Raw genomic sequence first — 24,364 nt, 5'->3', positions numbered from 1 at the left:
TGGAAGCGCACAGCACTCGCCAGGACGTATTCTCAAGGCATCGGAGCCCGTGGCGATGAAGGCGATTGAAGCATATTGCGAACGCATCTCCTGGCCGTATCGCTCATTGCAGTACACCACCACCTCCGCCTCGAGGTTCGAGCAAAGCCGTTCAGATTCAAGGATGCGCCGCTCATCCGTCGAGCTGGCCGAGGAAGCGCTCCAAGGCGTCGACCCCCAGGTCGTAGGACTCGAAAAGAGCGCTCAATGTCTCGCTTGCCACGGAGACAAGACAGCGACGGATCTCGGGGATCCTCATCATTAGTTTTGCGTCCGCGCTGCTTCGTTGAAGTCGTGGATCGTTCCATATGAGGAATTCAGCAGCCGCGAAGGAGCAGGCATTTCATGGCATCCGGCAGGCCACAGATCGCGGATGTAATCGACCCGGGTGATGCCCTCGGCGAAGTCCTCTTCGGACTGATTATGGCGCTGACATTTACCGTCGGCTCACGGGTCATCTTCACCGAAGGGGGCCTTGACGTCCGCGAGCTGATCGTCGCGACCATCGGCTGCAACGTGGCATGGGGCATCATCGACGCCGTGCTGTTCGTCTTAGGCGTGGTATTCTACAAGAGCCGGCGCGGACACGTCTTTCGGCAGGTCAGGGCCGCTCAAAACGAGCGGGACGCCATTGCTGCGCTCCGGAAGGAATTTCCGATCGACGGCGAACCGCTAGTTTCCGCGGCAGCGGATGAAGAGGCACTCTACCAAGCCATGCTCGGCCTCGCGCGGCGAGGAAGCCCTGCCAACACTCGTCTGTCGAGAGATGATTTTCTCGCCGCCGTCATCGTCTTTCTCCTGGTATCGGCGACATCGCTGCCTGCGGTTATCCCCTTCTTCATGATCAGCAGTGCGGACCTTGCGCTGAGAACCAGCAATTTTCTACTGGTTGCCCTGCTCTTCCTGACAGGCTGTGCCTGGGCGCATTTTTCGGACGCAAAGCCGCTCAACGCAGGCATAACGATGACGTGCCTAGGCCTCGCGCTGGTCGGCATTGCGATTGCTCTCGGGGGGTAGGGATGGTGGACCGCGCTACGCCACCGCCCGCGACAGGGACCAGGAGTGCATCGGACTGGGCATTTCCCCTGCGATTGCACCTCAGCGTCATCATTGTCGGGCTGCTGGCTTGCACGGCGCTGCCGCTCGTGTGGATGGCATATACCCAAGGCAAGGTGACCGCCCTGTCCGCTGGCGAAGCACAAATGCGTCAACTCGGCTTGCGCACCATCGAGAACTACCGCGATGTGTTCAACGGCGGATACACCGCGATCGAGACGGCCGCCGCCGTCCCGCAAATGCTCACGCCGCCACCCCAGGATCTGCCGGCGAAGCAGGCCCTGCTGCTGCGAGAACTGAAGTCGTCCTTCCACATAGACGGGGTCTATGTCGGCTTTGCTGACGGGACGTACATTCAGGCCACCAACCTTGCGACAAATCCGGCGTGGCGCGACGCCTTGAATGCTCCGGCCGACGCCGCATTCGCGGTTCGTGCGATCACGAAGGTCATCGGTATTCCAGTGACGACCTGGACGTTCTTCGACCAGGACATTCGACCTCTCGCTCGGCGCGCAGACGGCGACGAGTCTTCGACCCGCGGTCCCGGCCCTGGTACAAGGCCGCCGTCTCGGAGGGCCGGACGACATCGGTCGGCCCCTATGTTTCCGCTGCGACCAACTACCTCACCCTGACGTTCGCTACGCCCGTAGCCGGGAAGGACCAGGTCGTTATCGGCACCGATGTGATGCTTGTGACCTTGGGAGAGGTTGTCGATACCGGGACGATCTCGGAAGCGGCGCATGGCTACGTATTCGACAGCACTGGCCGCCTGATCGTTCACTCCGACCCCGTGATCATGACGAAACTGCGCGATCAGATGCGTCGCGGGAGGCTGATGTCTGTTGCAGACGTGGCAGCGACAGACCCAGCCATCCCGGCCGTCGCGAATCTGGCACAGGACCGCAGCCGGCCGGATGGCGATGTCTTCCGCTTTCTGGTGAATGGCCGCGAGTATCTGGCCCAAAGCTTTCGTGCGGAAATAGCCGGCATGCTGAAAAACTACACGGTCGTCATCGCAGCACCGCTTGACGACCTGGTCGGTCCTGTCGAGCGGACCCTGAGGCGCAATCTGGCTGCCGCAGCCGCCTTCCTGTCGGCGGGCGCGATCGCCGCGATCATCATCTCCCGGTTGATCAGCCGCTCGCTCTATGCGTTGGCCGACGAGGCGAGGCAACTGGGCAATCTGGAATTCAAACAGAGCCGCGTCTCGCGCTCCTGGATATCCGAGGTGAACGCGCTCGGCAAAGCGCTCGGTTCCGCCCGTGATACCATCCGGATGTTCTCGCTCTACGTGCCGCGTGAACTGGTCCGCAGGATTGTCATGACAGGCCAATCAGCGATCGGCTCCGCCTCCAGGCAGGAGATCACTGTCCTCTTCACCGACATCAGAGAGTTTACCACCATCTCCGAACGGCGCTCGCCCGAAGAGGTCGTCGCCCTGCTTTCCACCTATTTCGAAACCCTCAATATGATTGTCGAGCGCCACGGCGGTACCATAGTGCAATATATCGGCGACTCCGTTTTGGCGATGTGGAACGCACCGGTTCATGACGAGCGGCATATCGAAAACGCCTGCCGTTGTGCCTTGTCGATGAAAGCGGCGATCGACGAGATGAATGCTTCCAATCGCGCCGCCGGTCGCCCCGAACTCGTTACCCGCTTCGGCCTGCACACCGGACCGGCCGTCGTCGGCAGCGTCGGCGCCGAAACCCGCCGGCAATACACCGCAATCGGAGACACTGTAAACATCGCCTCGCGACTGGAGGGCCTGAACCGCGACTATGGAACCTCGATCCTCGTCAGCAGCGCGGTCCGCAACGCAGTTGCGGAGAATTTCAGTTTCCTGCCTATCGGCACTGTCAGCGTCAGGGGCCGAACGGGGCAGACCGAGCTTTACGAGCTTCGGGGCTAGTATCGCTCGAACAATCCGTCCATTGCAGGAAGGCTCTTGGCCCCTGCCAGAGAGCGCGGCTATAGCGATCGGTAGGGGATATCGGATGGCCTTGAGGCTTCTACGCTCAGGTGCCTCGTGGCGATCGAAGCTGCCTGGAGTATTCGCTCTTTCTGCAGGCTGGGTACCGCGATCACCGTCTCAAACCCGAGGTTTGTGCGGCCCTCACTATCGTTGCCCAGATCAAGGTCGACTTCAAAATAAGACACCAGCATCGTCGCCGTCCCACGGACTCTCACGGACTGATGGTCACGTGGTACGAACTTCGAAATGATGCGCCATTCGCACTCCTCACGAAAGGACGGATCCTTGAAGGCACAGGCTAGCTGCTGGTAACGAGTGACAATCTGGTTTGCGAACTCTTCGACCCGTTCATCGTCCAAGGGCGTTTTCTGGCTTTGCTCATAGATACACTTGACAAGGCGGAAGCCCGCCCTTTCGGCAACCCTTTGCAGGTCGCTGACGACAAATCCCAAGCATACTCCTCCACCCGCACCATAGCCCCTCCATTGGCTCAGGAGATCGTCGTCCTCCGCAAAGGACGCCGTGTAGACATATCCCCTGCTGGAAGAAATCGATGAGAGAGGCTACCCGAAGCAATATGGCCTGCTGTCTTGACGATGCGGCCTTCGCACGCTTCTGCCTCCGCCTTCAGGTAGCCCAGCCCATATACGAACTCCCTCTGAATCATTCAGATAGTGGATGTTTGTCGCCCATATCACTTTCGAACTGACAATACCGAGAAACCCTTGAAGTGTCGTGTAGTGGAAAAGGCGCGGCCGCAGTGTCGCGCTCGCCCTGCCGGCTGACGTCGGCAGAAGCGAAAGGTGATCGTTAATCATATTTGGCGTCAGTCGAGCTCCGTTGAGGCGAAACCACGCTGGAGCCTTTCAGGGCTAAATTGAACCGTTCTGCCAGAACCACACCTCAGTCGCGCACGACCGTCCAGTTGTCGTCGGGGTTGAACTCCTTGATCGCCGCGGCGCGCTGCTCGGTCTCGGGCCCCAGATCTCGCTGGTAGACGATGTTGGAACCGTTGACGACGAAGGTCTGAGCCCCGGTCACGTGATACTTGACCGGCCAGGCGATCAACGCAAAACCGCCCGTCATGTTGCCATTGATGATATAGCTCTGCTTTCCACCGATCACGTTGGGGCCCTGGGCCGTCAGGATGCGATAGCGGTAGCCATAGTAGCCTTCGCCGCGCTTCGCCTTACTGAAGGCGGCCGTTTCGATCAGGGGCCCCGCCGGGCTTTCTTCATCAAAGGCACCGGGCTCCCAGTAGAGGCCGTCGCGTTGTCCCGGGGTGCTGATCAGCTTCTGCGCAAATTCGAAAAGTCCGTCCTCGTCCTCGTCGATTTGCGCGTACGCGTATTGGGCGTTCACATAGTCATGCATCGTCTGGATTGTCGCCAGTTCGCTCTGACCGACACGGCGGTTGACGATCTCCTGCAAACCGACCTCGGTATCGAATGCCCATTTGCCGTCCTTGTTCTTCGACAGAGGAAAGGGCAGCGGCCACATGACGTCGCCAATCAGAACCACCTTGCGATCATGGAGGTCCTGCAATTGCAGTTGGCGCAAAGCGCCCTCGCGGATCGTTTCATAGCTTAGCATCGCCTCCTTGCTGGATCGCAGTTTGGCCGCGTCCAGACCGAGAAGGCTCGCGAGGCCATCGATATCATTGGCGCTCAACACCGTCTTGAACCGCTCAAGCGCCGCCGATGGGTCATCGAATGACGGCGGCGTACCGGCCACGAATTCCTGAAGATTCGTCTGAATCTGCGACATCGACGGGGCCGCCCACGCCAGGGAGAGAGCCGTTCCGAGCAACAGCGGAATCAACTTAAACTGTGGTCTCATGGTTTATCTCCGGAAATCTGAATAGCTGGACACCCTATCGCCGACCGCCGCCGCGACCGCCACCTCCACGCCCCCCACCGCCGCCGTGTGGTATCGGGCGCGAGCGTTGAGCGGAGGGACGTGGACCACCCCGTTGCCCGCCTCCCATGCTCTGTCCGCCTCGCTGGGAAGCCACCGCTTCACGCCGGCCGGACTGCACGTTGCCGAGGGCGCTCGGTTGGCGCGAACGGTTGTCGGGCCGCGCCGCCATCTTCGGTGCGCTTGGCTTCTTGACTGCCGGCTTTGATGGACGGTTGGCAGCATTGCCCGGTCGATTGGCGGCATTTCCTGGACGCGCATCCACGCGATTGCCCAGATCGCCCGGACGGGCATCCGGACGCGCCCCACCCGGCCGGTTGGCGACAGCATCGCCTGCCCTCGGATTTGCCCTCAGGCCCTCCGCAGTGCTCTTTCGAATATCGTCAGCACGTGTGCTGACATTTCTGGCTCCTTGTCCGCGGTTCGCCTGCCGGTCGCTGACCTTATTCTTGAGCTGGTTGCGGTTGTCGGACTGCAGGCTGGATTTGATCGCCGAACGATCGATGTTGGCGAGCTGATCCCTGTCGATATTCAGCTTGCTGCGATCGACCTTGGTCCAGTCGACGTCGTTCCATTTGACCTTGCCGTTGAAATTTCGGTCGTTAAAGCAGTTGTTGCAGTCGATATCGACATCGCCGCCCCAATTGCCGCCCCAAACGCCCCAATCGTCCCAATTGACGATGGCAGCCCAGGCGACGCCCGTCACCGCGGCGGCAAAGAACCCGGCACCCGGATAATAGTAGCTGTCGTAAGAATTGGGATAGTAGGAGATCGGAGCGGCCGTATAGCCTGGCTCATAGAGCATTTCGGGTGGATATTGAGGGATATAGACCTTCTCGGGATTGGTCGGTCGTATGACGACGTTCTCGTTCTCAGTCACGACCGTGATCTTGTCGTCGGTCTTGATGACGTTCTTCGCCACCGCTTCGTCGCGAAGCTGCTGAATGGCGATCAGTACATCCTTTTGCTGGTTTGTAAGCGCGTCACCCAGCGATTGAGTCCAATCGAGATCGTCGCTCATCATCTTGACGATATCTGGATAGTTGAGGAGCGAGATGACACTTCCATCCCAATCATCCTTCGGCTTGAGATCGGCGTCTTTCTTCTTGGCCTCCAGGAAACGCTGAGCCTCGATGACCTGCACCGGAAACAGTGAAGCCGCCGAGATCGCCGCCACGAGCTCGTCCGGATAGAGGGCGATGCGTGCCACAAGCACTTCAAGCTCATTCTCGGAAAGCAGAGCGGCCTCCGGCGCCGTCGTCTCTGTCGAGGCGAGTTTCTGTGTGGGGGTCGCGGTCTGTGAATACGCTGGCGGGCCGGGATGCATCGAAATGATTGCCAGCGCAGAAAGCCCCGCAAGCAATCTCAAATATCTTGCTTTCACCACGCAACGACCTCCTCTGAATCAAAACAAATTTTGGGTAAGTGCCTCACGGAGATTTTGGTCTGGTGTCCGAAGGCCGCCTAAGCATCACGATTTTCGATTGTGCGAGCGCCTCACCCATTTCCTTCAAAAGGGCTTCAACCAGTGCGGCATATTCTTGCCGCCGCGCTTCGCGCACGCTTTCGGGAAGGCGCTCGATATGCGTCAAGGTTTCCACCGCGATTGCCAGATCCTCGCACATGCTGTGAAACGCGTCGCTCCCGTAAAAGAGCCGCTGCACCAGCTGCGCCTGGCCAGGAAAGTGCGCCTCGGCCCTTTCGAGAACCGACAAAGGTGTAGAATTGCTATCTCCCGAAACCATCCCCGCCCCGCTGTCAAATGCGTTAAGCAGAGTTGCATCATATAGCGTCAGCCCGGAATGGCGGCGTAACTTACGCGATCCTACGTTCGGCGGAGTTTTCCCTTATGCGCCTGTCGCTCCTGCCATCCTCCATCGATCTGCTACGGCGACCATCCAGGATCATCTTCAGCAGCTGCACCTTTCGTCAGACCAATAGAGGATACGTGATGCTACGGGTCTTTGCGCCAAAGTGGGTCTAGTATCCGCAGGTCGACAGCAAGCGAACGGGCGGCCAGACCAAGCCGAAGAGGCGGCCAGACCAAACCGAAAAGGAGGAACGGTGTTTCTCGACTATTTTGCACTGGGAGTGTTGCTCTTCGTCGTAGTCACTCTGTTCTATGCAGTGATCGCGATCCACGACATCCCACACCTGATCGCCAAGGCCAGGAACCATCCGCACCAGGACGCCATCCACGTTGCCGGATGGGTGAGCCTGTTCACGCTGCACGTCATCTGGCCCTTCCTTTTCATCTGGGCCACCCTTTACCGCGAGGATCGCGGTTGGGGCATCCGGACGGATGGCAAGCTATCCCCAGAAGCCGAAGCCAACGCTGAAATTGCCCGTCTCCACGCACGGATCGCGGAACTCGAGGCTCCAATGGCAGAGAGGGAGAAGGTCTGATGGAATTACTCCTGATGCTGACCTACGCGGCTTTTTGCTTCGCGATCTTCAAGTTGTTCAGAATTCCAGTGAACCAGTGGTCGCTTGCGACGGCTGTCCTCGGCGGCATATTCATCATTGCCGGGCTGGTGCTGCTCATGAGCTACAACCATCCCTATTCCAGCGATGGGCGCATTTATTTTACCTCGGCTCCGGTCATCCCGGTCGTGGGCGGCCAGGTCGTAGAGGTGCCGGTCACGCCAAACGCTCCGTTGAAGAAGGGCGATGTTCTCTTCAGGATCGATCCTCGGCCCTATCAATATGCCGTCGATGAGAAAACGGCGTCGCTTGCCGAAGCCAAGCAGACCGTCCTGCAGTTGAAGGCTGCTCTCGATGCCGCCAATTCGGCCGTAACAGGTGCGGAAGCATCTAGGGACCGCTCGCTGCAGGCCTTCGAAAAGTTTCAGGCATCGAATGAAAACGCAAAATCCAGCGGCAGAGGTGCCGTCTACTCCGAACTCGAAGTCGAGAACCGGCGCGGCATCTACCTGACGGCCGAGGCCGCCGTCGATACAGCCCGTGCTCAGGCGGCGCAAGCAAGGCTCGCCTACGAGTCCGAGATCAACGGAACGAATCCCACGGTCGCGCGGCTGGAGGCAGAGTTGGCGAACGCGCAATACGAGCTTGACCAGACGACCGTGCGCGCACCGAGCGACGGATACGTGACGCAGGTTTTCCTACGTCCCGGCATGATGGCGAATCCCCTGCCCTTGCGGCCGGTGATGGTCTTCATCAACAGCGAGGACCGGTACCTCGCTGCCGCCTTCATTCAGAATTCGCTCCAGCGCGTGCGGGTTGGCGACGAGGCCGAGGTGGCGTTCAAGGCCGTCCCCGGCAAGATCTTCAAGGCGCGCGTCCGGGAAGTCATCGATGTGATGGCGCAAGGCCAGTTGCAGCCAGGCGGCGCGCTGATCGACCCGCAATCGCCCGAACGGCTGTCGCCGGGGCAGACACTGGCGGGTATCGAAATACTGGAGAGCACCGACGGGTATCAACTGCCCGGCGGTGTGGTCGCCGAGGTCGCGGTCTACACACATTACTGGCACCACGTCGCTCTCCTCCGAAAGGTCCTGCTACGCATGAGCAGCTGGATGAACTACGTCTTCCTCGAACACTGAACGCATCAACAATTTCCGGTCGTTGCCTGGATGCGGCGGCCGGACAAGCTTGGAGATCAACCACGAGAGAGAAGAGGGAGCCCGAGTTGATAGGCAGCCTACCAATGTTGCGGGGCCTGGCCGGTTTCAAGAAAGACTGGCTTCGTAGCGATATCCCTGCCGGGTTGTCGATCGCCGCGGTGGGTTTGCCGAGCGCCATTGCCTATCCGGCGATTGCTGGCCTGCCTCCAGAGACCGGCATCTATGCCAGCATCGTTGGGCCGATCGCCTACGCACTTTTCGGCCCTTCCCGGCTCTTGGTCGTCGGCCCCGATGCCGCAACGATGACGGTGCTTGCGGCTGCGATGACCGTTATCATCGCGGCCGATCCGGCTGCTGCCAACATTGACCGGGTTGCCATCGCATCGGCGCTCGCCCTTGGCGTCGGCGTCTTTTGCATCGCCGCAAAACTGCTGCGCCTCGGCGTCCTCGCGAGCTTCCTGTCGCGCCCGATCCTGGTGGGCTTCTTTGCCGGCGTGTCGCTTTCCATCCTCGTCGGGCAGATCAGCCGCTTCACTGGTGTAAGGATTGAGTCGGATGGTCTCCTTGCGCCGGTTGCCGAAATTCTTGGCAAGGCCGCCTTGATCCACTGGCCGTCGCTTCTCTTCGGTCTCTCCATGTTTGCGCTGCTTTGGATCGTCAAGGCGTTCCACCTCAAGGTTCCGGGTCCTGTGCTCGTGGTTGTTATTTCCGTCATTCTCTCGGCGCTTTTCGACTTCCAGGGACGTGGCATGGCTGTCGTGGGCAATATCCCAAGCGGCTTCCCGAGCTTTTCCCTGCCGGCAATCCATCAGATGCCGCTCGATAAGCTTGTGCTTGGTTCGGCCGCGATCTTTCTGGTGAGCTTCGGCGCCGGCATCGTGACCGCGCGAAGCTTCGGATCGCGCACTGGTGAAAACGTCAATGCGAACCAGGAACTGATCGGTCTCGGCGCGGCCAACATCGCGCCCGGCCTGTTCGGTTCCTTTCCCATCAGCATGTCGGACTCGAGAACCGCGATAAACCTCTCCACGGGCGGCGTCTCCCAGCTGGCGGGACTGGTCTCAGCTGCCACGCTGATCGCCGCTCTTGTATTCCTCCACAGCGCTCTGCGGATCCTGCCGATCCCCGCGCTCGCAGCCATCCTTGCAAGCGCCGCCATCAGCCTCATCGATATTCAGGAACTCAAGAAGATCTGGCACATCAGCCGCATGGAATTCGTCTTTGCGCTGATCGCCATGTGGGGCGCAATCAGCTTCGGCGTCCTCAACGGCGTGGTCGTTGCCGTTGCCGCAACCTTCGTCTACCTCCTGCGCAAGACGATGTTTCCGCGTGACAGCCTCCTTGGTCACATTGCCGGACGGCACGGCTTCTTCGAGCTCGCCCGCTTCCCGGAAGCGCGCCCCGTCGAAGGCGCTGCCGTCTTCGCCATCCAGGGCAACATCCTGTTCTACAACGCAGACTATGTCCGCATGCGACTGACGGAGGTTGCCAGAGAGCTTGCTCCCGGAACCAAGTGCTTCGTTCTCGACGCCGGTGCCATCACGCACGTTGATAGCACAGGTGCGCTCGCACTCGACGCTGTGGCCGATGACTTGGCCAAGCGGGACATCGTCTTTGCCATTGCTGACGTCAGCGAGGAGAGTCGCGGCATCCTGGAGCGTGCCGGGTTCATCAAGAAGATCGGCGCCCACAATCTTTTCAATGGTCGGGAAGAGGCCCTGCGCGCGCTCATGGGCAATGTCGCAGGGAATGCGCGTTAAACAATGGAGGGAACGATGGACGAAGCATACGATCCGAAGCAAGAGGTTCCAGCGGAACGCAAGGGCAAGCATAAGAAAGCCAAGTCCTGGGACTACGACAAGGAAATCAGGCGACTGCAGATCGAACTGGCGAATCTGCAGGCATGGGTAAAGAAGTCGGGCGCCCGGATTGTCATCATCTTCGAAGGCCGTGACGCCGCCGGCAAGGGAGGGATGATTAAGCGGATAACGGAAAAGGTCAGCCCGCGTGTATTCCGCGTCGTCGCCTTACCCGCTCCCACCGATCGCGAGAAAACCCAGATCTACATGCAGCGCTATATTGCGCATTTGCCGGCAGCCGGCGAGGTCGTGATCTTCGACCGCAGTTGGTACAACCGCGCCGGCGTTGACCGCGTCATGGGCTTCGCCAGCGAGAAGAAGGCTCAGCGCTTCCTGGAACTTGCGCCCCGCTTCGAGGCGGCCATCGTCGAAAGCGGCGTTATTCTGCTGAAGTATTTCCTGACCGTCAGCGAGGAAGAACAGGAACGCCGCTTCAAGCGCCGCATCGACGATCCGGTTCGGCAGTGGAAACTCAGCCCCATGGACGTAGAGTCCTACCAGCGCTGGTGGGACTACACGCGAGCCTATGACGAGATGCTGCGGATGACGGACAGCAACCACGCGCCGTGGTGGCTCGTGCCTTCCGACGACAAGGAGCGCGCCCGGATAAACTGCATCTCCCATATCCTGCAGTCGATCCCCTACGAGCGGGTAAAGTTCGACGCGCCGGATCTTGGCAAACGGCAGAAGCGGCCATCGAACTATGTCGAGGATCAGAGCGTCAGGCATGTTGTGCCGGAGACGACTCGATGACGCCTGATCCGTTCAGGCATGCACTGTGGAAAACCGTGGAATAGGCTACGCGATGCAGCAACAGAAGAGCGGGACCGCGGCAGAAGCCGGTCCCGCGCAGATTTCGGTAGAGGCACGGGTCAGCGACTTGGTGCGGATCGGCATCATTGGACTATTCGCCTATTGGAGCCTGCAGCTGATTGCGCCATTCGCGCTGATCGTCATCTGGTCCGCGATCCTCGCGGTAGCGCTCTTTCCGATGTTCACCGGTCTGTCCAGACTTCTAGGAGATCGGCCCAAGCTTTCGGCCACCATTATTGTCATAGCGTGCCTTGTGCTCATAATCGCGCCATTGGCGCTTGTCGCGGTCAATTTCGCCGATGCAATCCTGGCTCTCGTGGCGCAATTGAAGTCCGACAATTTCACCTTGCCCGCGGCTCCTGAGGCTATACGTGGTTGGCCAGTGGTCGGCGAGCGCCTTTACGCCGGCTGGAACCAGGTCGCCGGCAATCTCGCGGCAGCAATCATGAAATTCCAGGCGCCTCTCCGCGAGGTCATGGGAGTCATCATCGCCAAATTTGCAGCAATCGGCGGTGGGGTGCTGAGCTTCGTCGCGTCGGTCATTCTCTCCGGCATCTTCCTCACCATGTCCCCCCGCCTTGCAGCAACGATTCAGGTATTGGCGGGCCGCATCGGCGGAGAGAGGGGGGTTGGCTTTGCGCGGCTGGCGGGATCAACGGTTCGCAACGTCTCGCGCGGCGTCATCGGCGTAGCCTTGCTTCAGACGCTCCTATGCGGCCTGTGCTTTGCCTTCTTCGATATTCCGGCGCGCGGAGCCCTGACTTTTGCCGTGTTCATGCTTTGCCTGATGCAGCTTGGCCCTGGCCTCGTTCTTATCCCGGCCATCATCTGGGCATGGTTCTCCTGGCCTGCATCGATGGCCTTTGCCTTCACTGTCGTGGCGATCCCGATCACGGTCGTGGACAACGTGCTGAAGCCGATCTTGATGTCCCGAGGGCTTTCAACTCCGATGCCGGTAATCCTCATCGGCGTCATCGGCGGAACTCTCTCGCATGGCCTGCTCGGCCTGTTTCTGGGGCCAATCGTGCTCAGTGTCTTTTACGAACTGCTGCGCGCCTGGGCTTGGCCATCAGAGACATTGCCCGGGGCTACGGCTGCCCCGGCGATGGCAGAGAACACCGGCACGGATTGAATTTTATCCAACGCTGCACCTATCGATCGGTTTGATGGACTGTTCTAGGCCAAAACCAGTGACCCAAATCGGACTGCACCGCGCTCAACCGGCGGGTAACCATTTGAAGGTGTATCGTATGTAGCGGTTGCAGCCACCGGCAGTTCTGAGCTAATACTATATTCAGCTAAAATATTTGCGTGATCTCGTTAGGGCGTCATCATGAGCAGCGCAATAGCCAAGCCCTCGAAGCCGACGGCCGAGGAAATCTACGACCAACTTGAACGGATACTGGCGAGCGAAGAATTCCATTCGCCGGAGCGGGGCCGCAAGTTTCTGCAATTCATCATAAGCGAAGCCTTGGCAGGCCGATCGGAATTCCTGAAGGCCTTCACAATCGCCAATGAGGTCTTTGGTCGCCAGGTCAATTTCGACGCCCAGAACGATCCTGTCGTCAGGATCGAAGCAGGCCGAGTCCGCCGAGCACTTGAACGCTACTACCTCATCGCCGGCCAAGCGGACGAGGTAACGATTACGATCCCCAAGGGTGGGTACAGGCCGTGCTTCGAATATGCTCACAACGTTCCGACACCGTCGCTCGCGGCGCCGCAGTTTGATCTCGCGCCAGCGATCGAGCGTCACCGTGACACCGGGCCGCTTCACAGCCTCGGCCAATCTTTCGGCCGCCCTCAATTATCGACCACGCTGACGCTCGGCACCGCCCTTTTGCTCGCGGCAGCTTCGCTTTATATCGTCCTTCCACAGGCATTGTCGGGGTGGCACCAAAATCCCTCAGGCGCCTCGCCGACAGAAGCGGCCGAACCCAGAGTCATTGTCGAGTCCTTTGAGGATGAGGGTTCCGCAAATGCTGCTTCCGACATCGCGCGTGGCCTGAGGGACGAGATTATCGGCAAGCTAGCAAAGTTCGATGACATCGTCGTTGTCGCGGATGCGTCGAAGGCCGAACAACCGAGCCCGAATGCTTATGGTTTGCAAGGCAATGTCCAACTCGACGGGCCAAGATTGCGGCTTGTCGCCCGGCTCGTGCGCCAATCCGACGGTGCAGTGATTTGGGCGAACAATTACGACGCGGACCTTCGCGCGCAAAGCAAGCTCGAGATCCTGACCGGCGCCGCTGAAGAGATCGCCAGCACTGTCGCGGAACCATATGGTGCGGTTTTTCAAGCCGACACCGACGCACTTGCCCGGCATCCGCAGAGCGGAGATGCGGACGCCTATGCCTGCAGATTGGCTTACTATAGCTACCGTAGGTCGATGAATGCCCAGACGCACAACACGGCGCGCGACTGTCTGCAACGAGCGACAGAGCTGTTTCCGAAAAGCGCTGCCTCCTGGGCGCTTCTGTCCCTCACCTACCTGGACGAGATGAGGTTTCGTTATAAGCTCGGCACATCCTCAGCGGACGAGACGCTGGAATTAGCCGCCAGCGCGGCGGAGCGGGCAGCCTCGCTTGCCCCAAACGATGCGCGTGTCCTTGAGGCTCTCATGCAGGTGAGCTTTTTCAGAAATGATGTCGACAAAGCCCTTCAGGCGGGTGCGGCAGCCTATGCCATGAACCCCAATGATACCGAGGTCGCGGGGGAATACGGGTTGCGGCTGGCCATGTCGGGGAAATGGCAGTCAGGCTGCGAGCTGATTTCGAGCGCCGTCAACAAGAATGCGGGCCCGAGGGGATACTACGAAGTGGGCATGGCATTGTGTGCCCTGATGAGGAATGACGTCCGGGCCGCGGAACTGTGGTCTCGCATGTCCGACCTGGAATACAATCCCACGCATCACCTCGTGCTCCTTGCTATTCTTGGCACGGCCGGGAAAACGGCTGACGCCAGGCAGGAACGGGAATGGCTGAATGCCCATGCATCCGGATTGATGAAGAACATCCGCAAGGAGGTTTCCTTGCGTCTGCAGCGCCCGGAAGATCAGGAAGCATTTTTCAAAGGTCTACGAGCCGCAGGTGTCGCAATCGAACCCGCCGCGGACACCGGTAAATAAGTTCGACGCTGCAGCATCTGTGGCATCTGCACTCTCTATATGGAAGGAGGCTGACCCTACTGCCTCCGAGATATCGCATCCGCGATCAGCCGGGCGATTTCATCCTGCACGTCAAGAATGCGTCCTTCGTCAAGGTTTCTGTCATAGGCGCCTGTCCAGACAACGGTTCCGTCGGCTCGATCAACCAGCCGGATTTGGACATGCAACCGCTTATCCTCGGTGCCCACGCTGCCCTGGATGGAGAGTGACGGTTGGTTTGGCGCCGCGATATGCGCCTTCGGCCCAGGCGTCCTGACAGCGATTGATTTGACCTTCGTCAGTTCCACAATGACGCCATCCGTCAGACTCTTGGCGATGCCGGCGTCGCCATTGTCCCGACCTATGCCGACCAAAGGCTCCACGACGATCTGCGGCCGCATCTCATCTCCCGCAGGCAAAGGTGTGCCCGACGAAGGGTTCAGTGAAGCAACCAGTTCTTGGAGCGGCCGCATCAGCACCAACATGCCCATGGCGGCGATGACAAGCAGGACACCAACCGGCAGGATAAAATCCCGGTAGGCAAGCGGACGTTTATGTTGCGCCACCGGCGCCTCCTGCACGTCGACATCTTTTCCCGGCGAATGACGTCCTGACGCAATCTCTGACTGGCTTGCGGTGAAACTCGGTACGTATCCACCCTTGGGTATGGCGATGTGTATGGAATCGCTTTGCCCGACCACGAGGTAGTATCGCTCCAGGGCGCGGCGAATACGCCCTGTTTCGATACGAACGACCGGATCGTTTTGGGCATCAAAGGAAGCATCTCGGCCGAAGACCGCCTGCGCAATGGTGTAAGCCTTCAGATTCTCTGATCGTCCCGCCAGTGCTTCATCGACGACATATGCAAGAAATCTCCGACTACGCTCCGGAACCTGAAACTCGGCGCTCGACAAGATGCGATCAAGCTGATCACGAACCCTTTCGGGTTCCAGTGACAGATCATCGCCTTGTCCGCCCCGCGAACTCATGGCTCCCTCCCGTAAACATATCGCTCTCACAAGCGCTCAAGGCGACGTATAGGGCTTGCGACCCGACCGGTCGCTCTGTCTCGCAGACTGTGCCGCGACGAACTTAAGACTCTCAGCTGCCTGTCGACGGGGTAAACGTCGTGTAGATCCCCAATGCTCTGGGGCTTCATTTTGGAATGATATGGAATCCATAGATGCGATAGCAAGTCGGGAACAACCACACACTCCCGAGTACTTGAAATCGCGGCGACCAGCGGCAAGGCCGATCACTTTCACAAGCAGACCCTGCGCTCCGCACTCGAGCCCAGGCTGGTCAGAAGTCTTGTCATCAAGGAGATTCGCGCCCGGTTATTGTCTGGGCTTTTTGGGTTCCCGCAGACCCCGGCTCGTCAAACCCTCAACTGGCGGGCTGAGCTCGGCACGTCTGACACTTCGCCACCAAGGATGCGGTCAGCAAACGACAGGTTGGAAACCCCGTAGCGCTTCAATAGCTCAGCGTCTTCATTGGCGCGAAACTCGGCCTGGTGCGAGGGTGACGAGAAATACTTCCCAATCAAAATCGGCAGACGAATGCTTCTCAGGTTCCTTTGCTGGAAACATGTTCCAGAACAACGCATCGCCGATCGACTTGATGATGGAACCATCGGCAAAGTCGCTCGGATAATAGTTCCCGATTGCCTTGGAATTCCAAAGCTTTGCCGGGCCGAATGTGCCACGTTCCCCGGTGCCCGATCCGAGTCTAAGGCGATCACGCGGCTTCGGGGGCCAGTCCGGCTCGTATTCGGATGCGGTCAGAATCGGGGCTTTGAAAGGCTCTTCAAGATGTGAGTTGTCAAAGCATACCAGCCATTCGCCTCCGACCAGCACTGCGGAGGAGGCGCACGCGGTGCCGACCAACAACTCGACTGTATTCGTAGCCAGCCGGTCGTCGAGATTGAGGTTCTAAGCGAGAGGCCTGCGTCCGCTGACGACCGTGCAGTCCCCGGTCACTGGGAGGGCGATCTTATCGGTGGGTCGAAGAACAGTTACATCGCGACGCTGGTCGAGCGTCACTCGCGCTACGTCATGCTGATCAAGGTCGCCAATAAGGATACCGAAAGCGTAGTTTCTGCGCTGATAAAGCAGTCACAGAAACTGCCGGGCGAACTCTACAAATCATTGACCTGGGATCGGGGCAAGGAGTTGGCTGACCATCAACGACTGGCAATAGCCGCTGACGTTGAGATTTACTTCTGCGATCCCAGATCACCCTGGCAGCGCGGTTCAAATGAGAACACCAATCGATTGCTGCGCCAATACCTACCGCGCGCCACTGACCTGTCCGTACATAGCCAAGCCCAGCTCAATGCTATCGCCAGGCAGCTCAACGAACGTCCAAGAAAGACCTTGCTTTATCAGACGCCCGCGCAAAAATTTGCAGAATGTGTTGCGGCGATCAATTGAACCCACTGCCATAAGCCGCCATTCCGCCCACGCGGGTGATTAGATCACGAATTCCTCCGCGTACGTCTGTGGCTCGGGAACGACCGTAACATCCACCGGAATAATCCAATTGGCCGCGTAGCTCTCGCAGTCGGAACGCGGGAGGTCGGGCTGCACGCACCCCGCCCCATCGATCGCGCGACATCGCAGTATATATCGCCCCACTTTTTCAGGGGTCCACATGTACTCCCACAAGCGCCATGCGAAGGGACATTCTGTTTCGAGAAGCCTTCCCTCGCGCCAGCCCCTGCCATCTCCGGTGCAGACCTGCACCTGCCGGATACCAGCCTCTCCGCTCCAGGCGGCTCCGAAAATCCGGCACGGTTGGCCGAGGATGAGATGCGCCCCCTGTACGGGACGCGCGATCTGCGCTTTGACCTCCATCTCCGTAAGGGGGACCAGCCTAGGTTCCCCAAGGCTGCGCTCCCAACGGAAATAGTCGCGCGCCTGCCAGTAGCCAAGGAACGGTTGCTCCACAACCGTGATATGCGTGATCCACTTGACCCAAGCCATGCCGAACCAGCCACCCACCACCGCGCGTAGCGGGTAGCCGTGATCGCGCGTCAACGGTTCGTCGTTCATCGAATAGGCAAGGATCGTGCTGTCAGCGACGGCCTTCTCCAGCGGTAAACTGCGGGCAAAAGCGATGGGGCCTGGAGAAGCCGTTTTCTTGTTCGCGTCGACGACGCCGCTGTCGGCGCCTACGAGCAGAACCTCACGTGCGGTTCGCCTAACGCCCGCCATTTCCAAAATCTCGCGCAGAAGAACACCCGTCCACGCGGCGTTGCCGACGGCCCCGTTCTGCCACTGCAACCCCTCCTTCGCCGGCACATAGTAGACGCGCCCATTCCCTGCGCACTCGACGACGGCGGTGAAAGTCGTGCTCTGCATCGCCTTGATGCTGTCGAGGTCAAGTTCGATCGGCCGCTCCACCGCCCCGTCAACGCGCAATCTCCAGTCTCGCGCATTGAGGTCCGGTGACGGAAAATGGTTTCGCACGAAGAACAGCTCCGTTGGGATCCGCCAATCGGAGAGCGACGCAAACGGAAACTCGATGTTCTGTGGGGATTTCTGTCGAACTATTAGACTGGGTTGCTGTGGTGTCGGCATCGTCCTCGTCTCTCCTTCCAAGAGCACAACGTCGGCTCGGTCGCGCGAATTCCGGTTCGATCACACCGCCCCTCGCCGTGCGTCTGTCGCATTCCGCTTTCGGGCCGCATTCTAGCACATACCGCACGTTCCTCGGATCGATCTCGAACGGCAGCAAAGGGCCGCAAGCGGCCTCGGCGGGTGACGCCATTACGCCAAAGGTGTACATTGGCAGCCACCATCGCAGTGGCCGCCAGGATCGAGGAAGCGCCTTTCAGTGACGCCCCTCTCGGCGTCAGGCGGCAGGGCGAATATTGTGGTTCATCCGAAACAGGTTGCTCCCGTCGTACTTCTTTTTCAGGTGGACAAGACCCTCGTAATTGTCGCCATACGTGGCCTTCAGGCGCAAATCGCCTTCGTCGTCCATCATGAAGTTCGGGTAAGCGCCGTCGAGGTTGAACGGGTGGACCGCCTGCCAGTAGTCGGTCGCCCATTTTTTCAGCGTCGCCGCCTGGCGCGGATCGGCGTCAACGCCGGCAATAACCATCGACCATGTGGCATCCCGGCAATTCCACGCCGTTTCATCTCTTGCCTTGCGATGGACGGCGGCATCGATCGGGTAGAGGTGCATGCACGAGGGTTCGCTGGGTGCCTTGGCCACCTGCTCGATGTGTGCTTCGATCGCCGCGTCCGGAAGCGTCTTCACAAAATCACCCTTCCAGTACCATTGAAGGCCCTTCGGAAAGAGTCCGTCGAACATGCCTTGAAGTGTCGGGTACGGGATCGGACCGGCAAAATCGACAATCGGCTGCGGGAGCGCCCTGCGGACGGCGTTAACTGCCTTCTCCCCGTCGGCGACCGCTCCATTGTAGGAAACGAGAAGCACGCAGATCTTCTTGCCACGATGCTCCACCGGGAACGGATCGGCGGAGGGAACCGTCTGCAGCCCAAGGAAGACGTAGAACTCGTCCGGCGCAGTCGCCAAAAACTCGCGGTACCAGCGCATCACCGTCGCAGCATCCTTCAACTCCCAGAAGATCGGACCGGCATAAACGCTGTCCGCAGGGTGCGCCTCGAACAGAAAACTGGTGACCACACCAAAGTTGCCACCGCCGCCGCGCAGCCCCCAGAACAGATCCGGGCGCTCGGCCTTGCTGGCGGTGACGAGCGTGCCGTCCGCGAGCACGACGTCGGCCTCGATCAGATTGTCGATGGCAAGCCCATATTGGCGGGTGAGGTATCCGTGGCCGCCGTTCAGCGTCAGGCCCGCCACACCTGTGGTTGAGACGACACCGAAGGGGATGGCAAGCCCAAAGGCGTGGGTGGCATGATCGACCTCGCCGGTCGTACACCCGGCCCCTACACGAACTGTCCGCTTGACGGGATCGACGCGCACACCCCGCATCGGCGACAGGTCGATGACGATGCCGTCGTCAACGCTGGCAAACCCAGCCCCGTTGTGGCCGCCGCCCCGGACGGCGATCGGAAGTTCGTTGTCGCGGCCGAAGTTCACGGAGGCAATCACGTCCGCAGCATCCGTACACTTTGCGATCAAGAGCGGCCGCTTGTCGATCATGGCGTTGTAGAGCCTGCGGGCGTCCTCGTAGTCGGCATGGTCGCGCCCGATAAGAGCACCGCGAAGAATCTGTGTGAACTTCCCGATATTTTCGCTGATCATAACACCCTCCTGAAGCCGAGCCTCCGAGCTCATGACGTCGAATCGAATACTGACGAGGGGCGTTTGAAGGATGATGCGCTGACGACTGAATTCGCTCCCCACAGCGGTCGATTGCGACTTCGAAGAATGCGCTGCAAGATGCGGATAGTCTATAAAGTGTTGGCGCTGAAATGCCGCATGATCTGCGAGGGCTGCGTTCGCAAATTCGCCATCGATTGCTCGGCCTGTTCAACGCGAGCGGCTCCCGGCACTGCGTGGCAGGATGCCGACGTTCGTGGTATTTTTCGGGAACGGTTGAGCGGATTGAAAGTCGATGCAGACGATTGAGGATTGGCTAGCCCAACTCGGTCTCGGCAAGTACGCCGCGGCCTTCATCGAGAATGACGTCGATCTGCGAGCGCTCCCTCATGTCGCGGAATCCGACCTCCGTGAACTCGGCGTCTCGCTTGGTCACCGGAAGATTATTCTAGCCGCGATAAACGGACTTGCGCAGCAACCTCCGGACGAACAGCAGCCCGCTCCCGTCGCGACGGACGCTGCGGCTGACCGACGGCTGCTCAGCGTGCTCTTCTGCGACCTCGTAGGATCGACTGCGTTGTCGGAGCAACTCGACCCGGAAGACATGCACGAGCTGATCCGCCGTTATCAGGATAGCGTCGCGGGCGCAGTCACGCGGTTCGGAGGCTATGTCGCCAAGTATCTCGGAGATGGCGTGCTTGCCTATTTTGGGTGGCCCATGGCTTATGAGGACCACGCCGAGCGCGCGATCCGGGCCGGTCTCGAGGCGATAACCGCCGTCGATGCGCTGCAGTCGCCCAACCAGCGGGGACTGAAGGCTCGGATCGGGATCGCATCCGGGCACGTGGTCGTTGGCGACACCGATGGCAGCGCGAAGGAGCGTGGATCGATCGCCGGCGACACCCCAAACTTGGCGGCACGTCTGCAGGGGGCGGCCGCCCCAGGGCAGATCGTGGTCTCGAACAGCACCCGCCGCCTCGCCGGGCGGTCGTTCGAAATCGCCAGCCTCGGCGAGCGGACGCTGAGAGGCTTCACCTCGCCCACTGCGCTGTTCGAAGTCCGCGGCGAGCGAGAGGTGGACAGCCGTTTCGAAGCCGCGCATTCCAGAAAGCTCTCGAAATTTGTCGGACGTGCCAGCGAGATCGGGCTACTGCTCGAACGGTGGGAGCTGGCGAAGGCCGGCCAAGGACAGATGGTCTTTTTGTCGGGGGAGGCGGGCATCGGAAAATCCCGTCTTGTCGAAGCCTTCGAAGAACATCTGCGCGAGACAGAGCATGAACTCATCCGATTGCAGTGCTCGCCCTATCACGCCACATCGGCCTTTTACCCGATCGTCGAGCGACTGAGCCGGGTCGCGATGTTTACGCCGGCAGACGACCGAAACACGCGAGTCGAGAAGTTTCGCACCCTTGTCAGCCGCTACGGCGAAAGGCCCTCGGAAGTTGGTGCGATCTATGCGGAGCTGCTTTCGCTCGATGGCGGTGACGAGTTCAAGCCGCTAAATCTCTCCGCCCACCAGCGTAAGGAACTTCTCGTCCGCACCCTCGCGAACCGATTGCTTCTTGCGACCAGAATCGCACCGGTGCTCATGGTCGTAGAAGACGCACACTGGATGGATCCGTCCACCATCGAATTGCTAGAAGAACTCGTCGGCCGGCTTCACGGTACGGCCGCCCTCGTCGTCGTCACCCATAGACCGGAATGGAGCGCGGACTGGGCCAGTGGATTGTCGCAGTCGACAACACTCTCCATTGGACGTCTGACTAGGCAACAGATGCGCGAGCTCATCGGATCGATGGACTGCGACATTTCCGAACAGCTTGCCGAAATGATCTTAGAGCGAGCGGACGGCGTGCCGTTGTTCATAGAGGAGTTGACCCGCACGATCATCGAGAGCGGAACGTCACCGTCGCTCAACGTAGAGATCCCGGACAGCCTGCAGGGTTCTTTGATGGCTCGTCTCGATCATCTAGCGGCAACAGCCAAAGAGGTCGCCCAGATTGCTGCCGTTATTGGCAGGGAGTTCGATCGTGGCCTTCTGTCGAAGATTGCAGGTCTCGATGATCGGATCCTCGAGAAAGCACTGCACCAGCTTGTTTCCAGCCAGATCGTCGTCGGAGGCGGTGTCTTGAATGATACCCTCGTTTTCCGTCATGCGCTCATTCAGGATGCCGCCTACCAATCGCTCCTCAACCGGCGGCGGCGACATTTCCACGAGGAAATCGCCAAGGTTCTCGTCGACCAGTATGCCGATGTCGCTGCCACGCAGCCCGAACTCATCGCCCAACACTACGAGAAAGCGCAACGGGTCGAACTCGCGCTTCCATACTGGATGAAAGCTGGAGAACGAGCCCTTGCACGATCCGCCAACTACGAGGCGGTCGACCATTTCCAGAACGCACTGTCGATCGCGGAACAGTTGCCCAACGAGCCCGGCCACCAAACAGACCTTCTCGCAGCAGTCCTGAAACTAGGCGACGCCCTGTACGCTGCCGGCCGCATGACGGATTCGCTGGCGAAATACAGGCTGGCCGCCCCATTGGCACGCAAAGCGGCAGACACTCAGGGCTTCGTTCGCGCAGTGATCGGCCTCGACGGCTCCCAATTTCTCTCCTCGAACTCGCTTGCCGAAACACTGCCGCTTCTCGAGGAGGCCATGGCGATGGTTGAACCAGCGGACAAGAAGTCGCGGTGCCAGATTCTCAGCCACCTCGCGCGGGCTTACGCCTACCTCAGTGACAGCGAGAGGGCCGCAAAATGCCATAGCGTTGGAATAGAACTTGCCCGGGAGGTTGGCGACAAGACTTCTCTTGTGGAGCTCTCCGTTCTCCCGCTCCTGACAGCCTCACCGGTTAAAACCGCCACGGAGAAAAACAACCGGATGGCCCGCATTGACGAAATACGACGCCTTGCGGGCGAGATCGACGATGACGATGTGCTAACCAGGGCGCTTTCCATTGACACCTACGTCTCGACTGAACTGGGCGAGCGCGCACGGGCCGATCGGGCGGTCGACGCCCTGGAGGAACTCGGCACCAAGCGCCAGCATCTCAACGTCCAGTTCTACGCTCGGATCGCAAGAGCGATGATGGCCATCCTCGATGGGAGGTTCACCGCCGCCGAGAAGCTTGCCGAAGAAGCGCTGAAGCTGGGCAAGCACACCCTTGGCGTGGCACCCGAAGGTGTCTACGGCATGCAAATGTTCGCGATCCGCCGGGAGCAGAGCCGTCTCTCGGAGGTCGCACCGGTCATGAAATTGTTGATCGAGGAAAACCCGGACGAAATCACCTGGCTGCCGGGCTTCGCGTTGGTCGCCTTTGACCTGGGTTATCGGGAAGCCGCCCAGCGGAGATTGGAAGAGCTTTTCAGCACACGCTTCACCCTGCCGCTTGACGGAAAACGAAGCGCATCCCTCTCGTTTCTAACAGAAGTCGCCGCCGGCCTGGGGGACATGGAAGCGGCCAGGACACTCTATAAGCTTATGCTCGACTACAAGGAGATGACCGTCACGATAGGTATGGCGACTGTCTGCTTCGGTGCCGCAAGCCGCTATCTGGGCATGTTGTCCGCCGCGCTGGGTGAATTCGATCGGGCGTCAAAGCACTATGAGCATGCTCTCGAGATGAACTCGGCGATCGGCTCGCGACCGTGGCTCGCGCACACGCAGGCAGAATATTCCGATTTGCTAATGAAAATAGGTAGCAGAGCCGCGATAAAGAGAGCAATGTCCTTATCCGAGCATGCCCGGTCAACTGCGGCCGAACTGGGAATGGTCAGGCTGCAACAGCGACTGAAGCAGACCATTCATTAGGATCAGAGGTTCGCCGCTTTGGGTGAGAAGAGGGTCTCATCATGCCACGCTATATCATCGAAAGAAACTTTGCCGAACAACTCCAACTGTCGAAAGAGGGAGTCGAGGAAATCAACCTGATCAACGACGAGGAAGGGGTGAAGTGGATTTTTTCGTTCCTCAGCGCCGACAGGAAAAAGACATACTGCCTTTACGAAGCGCCAAATCCTGAAGCCATTCGCGCCGCGGCAAGGAGGAACAATGTCCCCGCGGATGTGATCATTGAAGTTGGCGGGGAGATCGGCCCCAATATGTTTGCATAGCCCTGCCCGACCGCCCCTCCCGGCTGCACCTGCTTGAGCTACCGAATTTACGCGTGAAGGCCGTCCGCCTATGCGGAGGAGGTTTCTGTGAGGCGACTTGACTGGCAAATATTCAGGTTTTGTTGGTTGCGGGGGCAGGATTTGAACCTGCGGCCTTCAGGTTATGAGCCTGACGAGCTACCGGGCTGCTCCACCCCGCGCCAAGTGCAAAACCCTTTGGGTTTTGTCACGGTGCGTAAACTGCGAAGCAGTTTACGCTACTGCCCGAGCAAATTGCCGAAGGCGATTTGTCTCGTGTAAGGGACGCACTGCATGTTTCCGGACCCATTATAGCACAAAGGCCGCTTTGTGGGCGGCCCTTTTGATCGGCTTAGGGCCGTTTTCGTGATGAGAAGATTTGTTTGTTTCACATGCAGCTTTCGAATGTCTTCGACATTCGGCGCATGTGTTGTTGCGTTTAGCAGACCTGGCAGCGACCGACTCTCCCGCGTCTTAAGACGAAGTACCATAGGCGCTGGGGCGTTTCACGGCCGTGTTCGGAATGGGAACGGGTGCAGCCGCCCCGCCATAACCACCAGGTCAGCGAAGCGCAACAAATGAGAAGCTGGTG

At 59.5% G+C, this 24,364-nt stretch carries 18 protein-coding genes, 1 tRNA gene, 1 rRNA gene and 1 pseudogene; 11 read left to right on the top strand and 10 right to left on the bottom strand.

Annotated elements, in window-relative coordinates:
• Nucleotides 1-172: 172 nt before the first annotated feature.
• Nucleotides 173-301 (bottom strand): hypothetical protein, encoded by a 129-nt coding sequence (locus tag IB244_RS32760; protein WP_018856456.1) that lies wholly within the window; start codon nt 299-301, stop codon nt 173-175.
• Nucleotides 302-384: 83 nt separating this feature from the next.
• Here IB244_RS32760 and IB244_RS12070 point away from each other — a divergent pair, with 83 nt between their 5' ends.
• The gene (locus IB244_RS12070; protein ID WP_018856455.1) at nt 385-1,056 is read left to right on the top strand and encodes a VIT1/CCC1 transporter family protein; all 672 of its coding nucleotides are present in this window, start codon (nt 385-387) and stop codon (nt 1,054-1,056) included.
• A 424-nt stretch (nt 1,057-1,480) separates the two neighbouring features.
• A complete protein-coding gene (locus tag IB244_RS12065; RefSeq protein WP_312867222.1) occupies nt 1,481-3,007 on the top strand; it encodes an adenylate/guanylate cyclase domain-containing protein in 1,527 nt (508 codons plus the stop codon).
• A 59-nt stretch (nt 3,008-3,066) separates the two neighbouring features.
• Here the strand turns inward: IB244_RS12065 and IB244_RS12060 are convergent, their stop codons facing one another.
• The 4 genes from IB244_RS12060 to IB244_RS12045 form a co-directional block, all read right to left on the bottom strand.
• Nucleotides 3,067-3,564, bottom strand: coding sequence for a DUF2971 domain-containing protein (locus IB244_RS12060; protein ID WP_281419614.1), 498 nt, complete (start codon nt 3,562-3,564; stop codon nt 3,067-3,069).
• 409 nt (nt 3,565-3,973) lie between these two features.
• Complete coding sequence (locus tag IB244_RS12055; protein WP_018856452.1) at nt 3,974-4,909, bottom strand: DUF2950 family protein; 936 nt, start codon at nt 4,907-4,909, stop codon at nt 3,974-3,976.
• A gap of 34 nt (nt 4,910-4,943) precedes the next feature.
• Nucleotides 4,944-6,371: a DUF3300 domain-containing protein gene (locus tag IB244_RS12050; RefSeq protein WP_113472064.1), complete on the bottom strand. Its 1,428-nt coding sequence runs from the start codon at nt 6,369-6,371 to the stop codon at nt 4,944-4,946.
• Nucleotides 6,372-6,417: 46 nt separating this feature from the next.
• Complete coding sequence (locus IB244_RS12045; RefSeq protein WP_026371697.1) at nt 6,418-6,732, bottom strand: hypothetical protein; 315 nt, start codon at nt 6,730-6,732, stop codon at nt 6,418-6,420.
• A 319-nt stretch (nt 6,733-7,051) separates the two neighbouring features.
• Between IB244_RS12045 and IB244_RS12040 the strand changes: the two genes are divergently transcribed.
• The 6 genes from IB244_RS12040 (at nt 7,052) to IB244_RS12015 (ending at nt 14,367) form a co-directional block, all read left to right on the top strand.
• Nucleotides 7,052-7,393: a DUF3302 domain-containing protein gene (locus tag IB244_RS12040; protein ID WP_018856449.1), complete on the top strand. Its 342-nt coding sequence runs from the start codon at nt 7,052-7,054 to the stop codon at nt 7,391-7,393.
• Nucleotides 7,393-8,550, top strand: coding sequence for an HlyD family secretion protein (locus IB244_RS12035; protein WP_192304354.1), 1,158 nt, complete (start codon nt 7,393-7,395; stop codon nt 8,548-8,550). The genes IB244_RS12040 and IB244_RS12035 overlap by 1 nt, the downstream gene beginning before the upstream one ends.
• Nucleotides 8,551-8,654: 104 nt before the next feature.
• Nucleotides 8,655-10,331 (top strand): SulP family inorganic anion transporter, encoded by a 1,677-nt coding sequence (locus IB244_RS12030; RefSeq protein WP_018856447.1) that lies wholly within the window; start codon nt 8,655-8,657, stop codon nt 10,329-10,331.
• A 15-nt stretch (nt 10,332-10,346) separates the two neighbouring features.
• Nucleotides 10,347-11,183: a polyphosphate kinase 2 gene (gene ppk2 / locus IB244_RS12025; protein ID WP_018856446.1), complete on the top strand. Its 837-nt coding sequence runs from the start codon at nt 10,347-10,349 to the stop codon at nt 11,181-11,183.
• A 52-nt stretch (nt 11,184-11,235) separates the two neighbouring features.
• Complete coding sequence (locus tag IB244_RS12020; protein ID WP_018856445.1) at nt 11,236-12,375, top strand: AI-2E family transporter; 1,140 nt, start codon at nt 11,236-11,238, stop codon at nt 12,373-12,375.
• A 201-nt stretch (nt 12,376-12,576) separates the two neighbouring features.
• Nucleotides 12,577-14,367 carry a hypothetical protein gene (locus IB244_RS12015; protein WP_192304352.1) on the top strand — a complete coding sequence of 597 codons (1,791 nt, stop codon included), beginning with the start codon at nt 12,577-12,579 and terminating at the stop codon, nt 14,365-14,367.
• A gap of 56 nt (nt 14,368-14,423) precedes the next feature.
• Here IB244_RS12015 and IB244_RS12010 read toward each other — a convergent pair whose 3' ends face one another.
• Nucleotides 14,424-15,374 carry a hypothetical protein gene (locus tag IB244_RS12010; RefSeq protein ID WP_018856443.1) on the bottom strand — a complete coding sequence of 317 codons (951 nt, stop codon included), beginning with the start codon at nt 15,372-15,374 and terminating at the stop codon, nt 14,424-14,426.
• A 942-nt stretch (nt 15,375-16,316) separates the two neighbouring features.
• Here IB244_RS12010 and IB244_RS12005 point away from each other — a divergent pair.
• Nucleotides 16,317-16,817: pseudogene (locus IB244_RS12005) on the top strand (IS30 family transposase); the annotation flags it as partial.
• Between the two features lie 39 nt (nt 16,818-16,856).
• Here IB244_RS12005 and IB244_RS12000 read toward each other — a convergent pair.
• Together IB244_RS12000 and IB244_RS11995 are read right to left on the bottom strand one after the other, a co-directional pair.
• On the bottom strand, nt 16,857-17,855 hold the full coding sequence (locus IB244_RS12000) for a sulfite oxidase (protein ID WP_272481247.1): 999 nt from the start codon (nt 17,853-17,855) through the stop codon (nt 16,857-16,859).
• 385 nt (nt 17,856-18,240) lie between these two features.
• The gene (locus IB244_RS11995; RefSeq protein ID WP_018856439.1) at nt 18,241-19,623 is read right to left on the bottom strand and encodes an FAD-binding oxidoreductase; all 1,383 of its coding nucleotides are present in this window, start codon (nt 19,621-19,623) and stop codon (nt 18,241-18,243) included.
• Between the two features lie 313 nt (nt 19,624-19,936).
• Between IB244_RS11995 and IB244_RS11990 the strand changes: the two genes are divergently transcribed.
• Nucleotides 19,937-23,452, top strand: coding sequence for an adenylate/guanylate cyclase domain-containing protein (locus tag IB244_RS11990; RefSeq protein ID WP_169684504.1), 3,516 nt, complete (start codon nt 19,937-19,939; stop codon nt 23,450-23,452).
• A 41-nt stretch (nt 23,453-23,493) separates the two neighbouring features.
• The gene (locus IB244_RS11985; protein ID WP_018856437.1) at nt 23,494-23,754 is read left to right on the top strand and encodes a DUF4242 domain-containing protein; all 261 of its coding nucleotides are present in this window, start codon (nt 23,494-23,496) and stop codon (nt 23,752-23,754) included.
• A gap of 123 nt (nt 23,755-23,877) precedes the next feature.
• Here the strand turns inward: IB244_RS11985 and IB244_RS11980 are convergent.
• Nucleotides 23,878-23,954 (bottom strand) — tRNA-Met (locus tag IB244_RS11980).
• 264 nt (nt 23,955-24,218) lie between these two features.
• Nucleotides 24,219-24,333: ribosomal RNA gene (rrf, locus tag IB244_RS11975) — 5S ribosomal RNA — on the bottom strand.
• Nucleotides 24,334-24,364: the final 31 nt, after the last annotated feature.

The sequence above is a fragment of the Rhizobium sp. RHZ02 genome (genome assembly GCF_014851575.1).
GTDB classification, from domain to species: domain Bacteria; phylum Pseudomonadota; class Alphaproteobacteria; order Rhizobiales; family Rhizobiaceae; genus Rhizobium; species Rhizobium altiplani.
This window is presented reverse-complemented; position numbering and strand designations above follow the sequence as displayed.

Coding starts and splice junctions, on each gene's coding strand:
- IB244_RS32760 (WP_018856456.1), bottom strand. CDS start 301: ATGATGAGGATCCCCGAGATCCGTCGCTGTCTTGTCTCCGTGGCAAGC.
- IB244_RS12070 (WP_018856455.1), top strand. CDS start 385: ATGGCATCCGGCAGGCCACAGATCGCGGATGTAATCGACCCGGGTGAT.
- IB244_RS12055 (WP_018856452.1), bottom strand. CDS start 4,909: ATGAGACCACAGTTTAAGTTGATTCCGCTGTTGCTCGGAACGGCTCTC.
- IB244_RS12045 (WP_026371697.1), bottom strand. CDS start 6,732: ATGGTTTCGGGAGATAGCAATTCTACACCTTTGTCGGTTCTCGAAAGG.
- IB244_RS12035 (WP_192304354.1), top strand. CDS start 7,393: ATGGAATTACTCCTGATGCTGACCTACGCGGCTTTTTGCTTCGCGATC.
- IB244_RS12030 (WP_018856447.1), top strand. CDS start 8,655: ATGTTGCGGGGCCTGGCCGGTTTCAAGAAAGACTGGCTTCGTAGCGAT.
- ppk2 (WP_018856446.1), top strand. CDS start 10,347: ATGGACGAAGCATACGATCCGAAGCAAGAGGTTCCAGCGGAACGCAAG.
- IB244_RS12020 (WP_018856445.1), top strand. CDS start 11,236: ATGCAGCAACAGAAGAGCGGGACCGCGGCAGAAGCCGGTCCCGCGCAG.
- IB244_RS12015 (WP_192304352.1), top strand. CDS start 12,577: ATGAGCAGCGCAATAGCCAAGCCCTCGAAGCCGACGGCCGAGGAAATC.
- IB244_RS12010 (WP_018856443.1), bottom strand. CDS start 15,374: ATGAGTTCGCGGGGCGGACAAGGCGATGATCTGTCACTGGAACCCGAA.
- IB244_RS11995 (WP_018856439.1), bottom strand. CDS start 19,623: ATGATCAGCGAAAATATCGGGAAGTTCACACAGATTCTTCGCGGTGCT.
- IB244_RS11990 (WP_169684504.1), top strand. CDS start 19,937: ATGCAGACGATTGAGGATTGGCTAGCCCAACTCGGTCTCGGCAAGTAC.
- IB244_RS11985 (WP_018856437.1), top strand. CDS start 23,494: ATGCCACGCTATATCATCGAAAGAAACTTTGCCGAACAACTCCAACTG.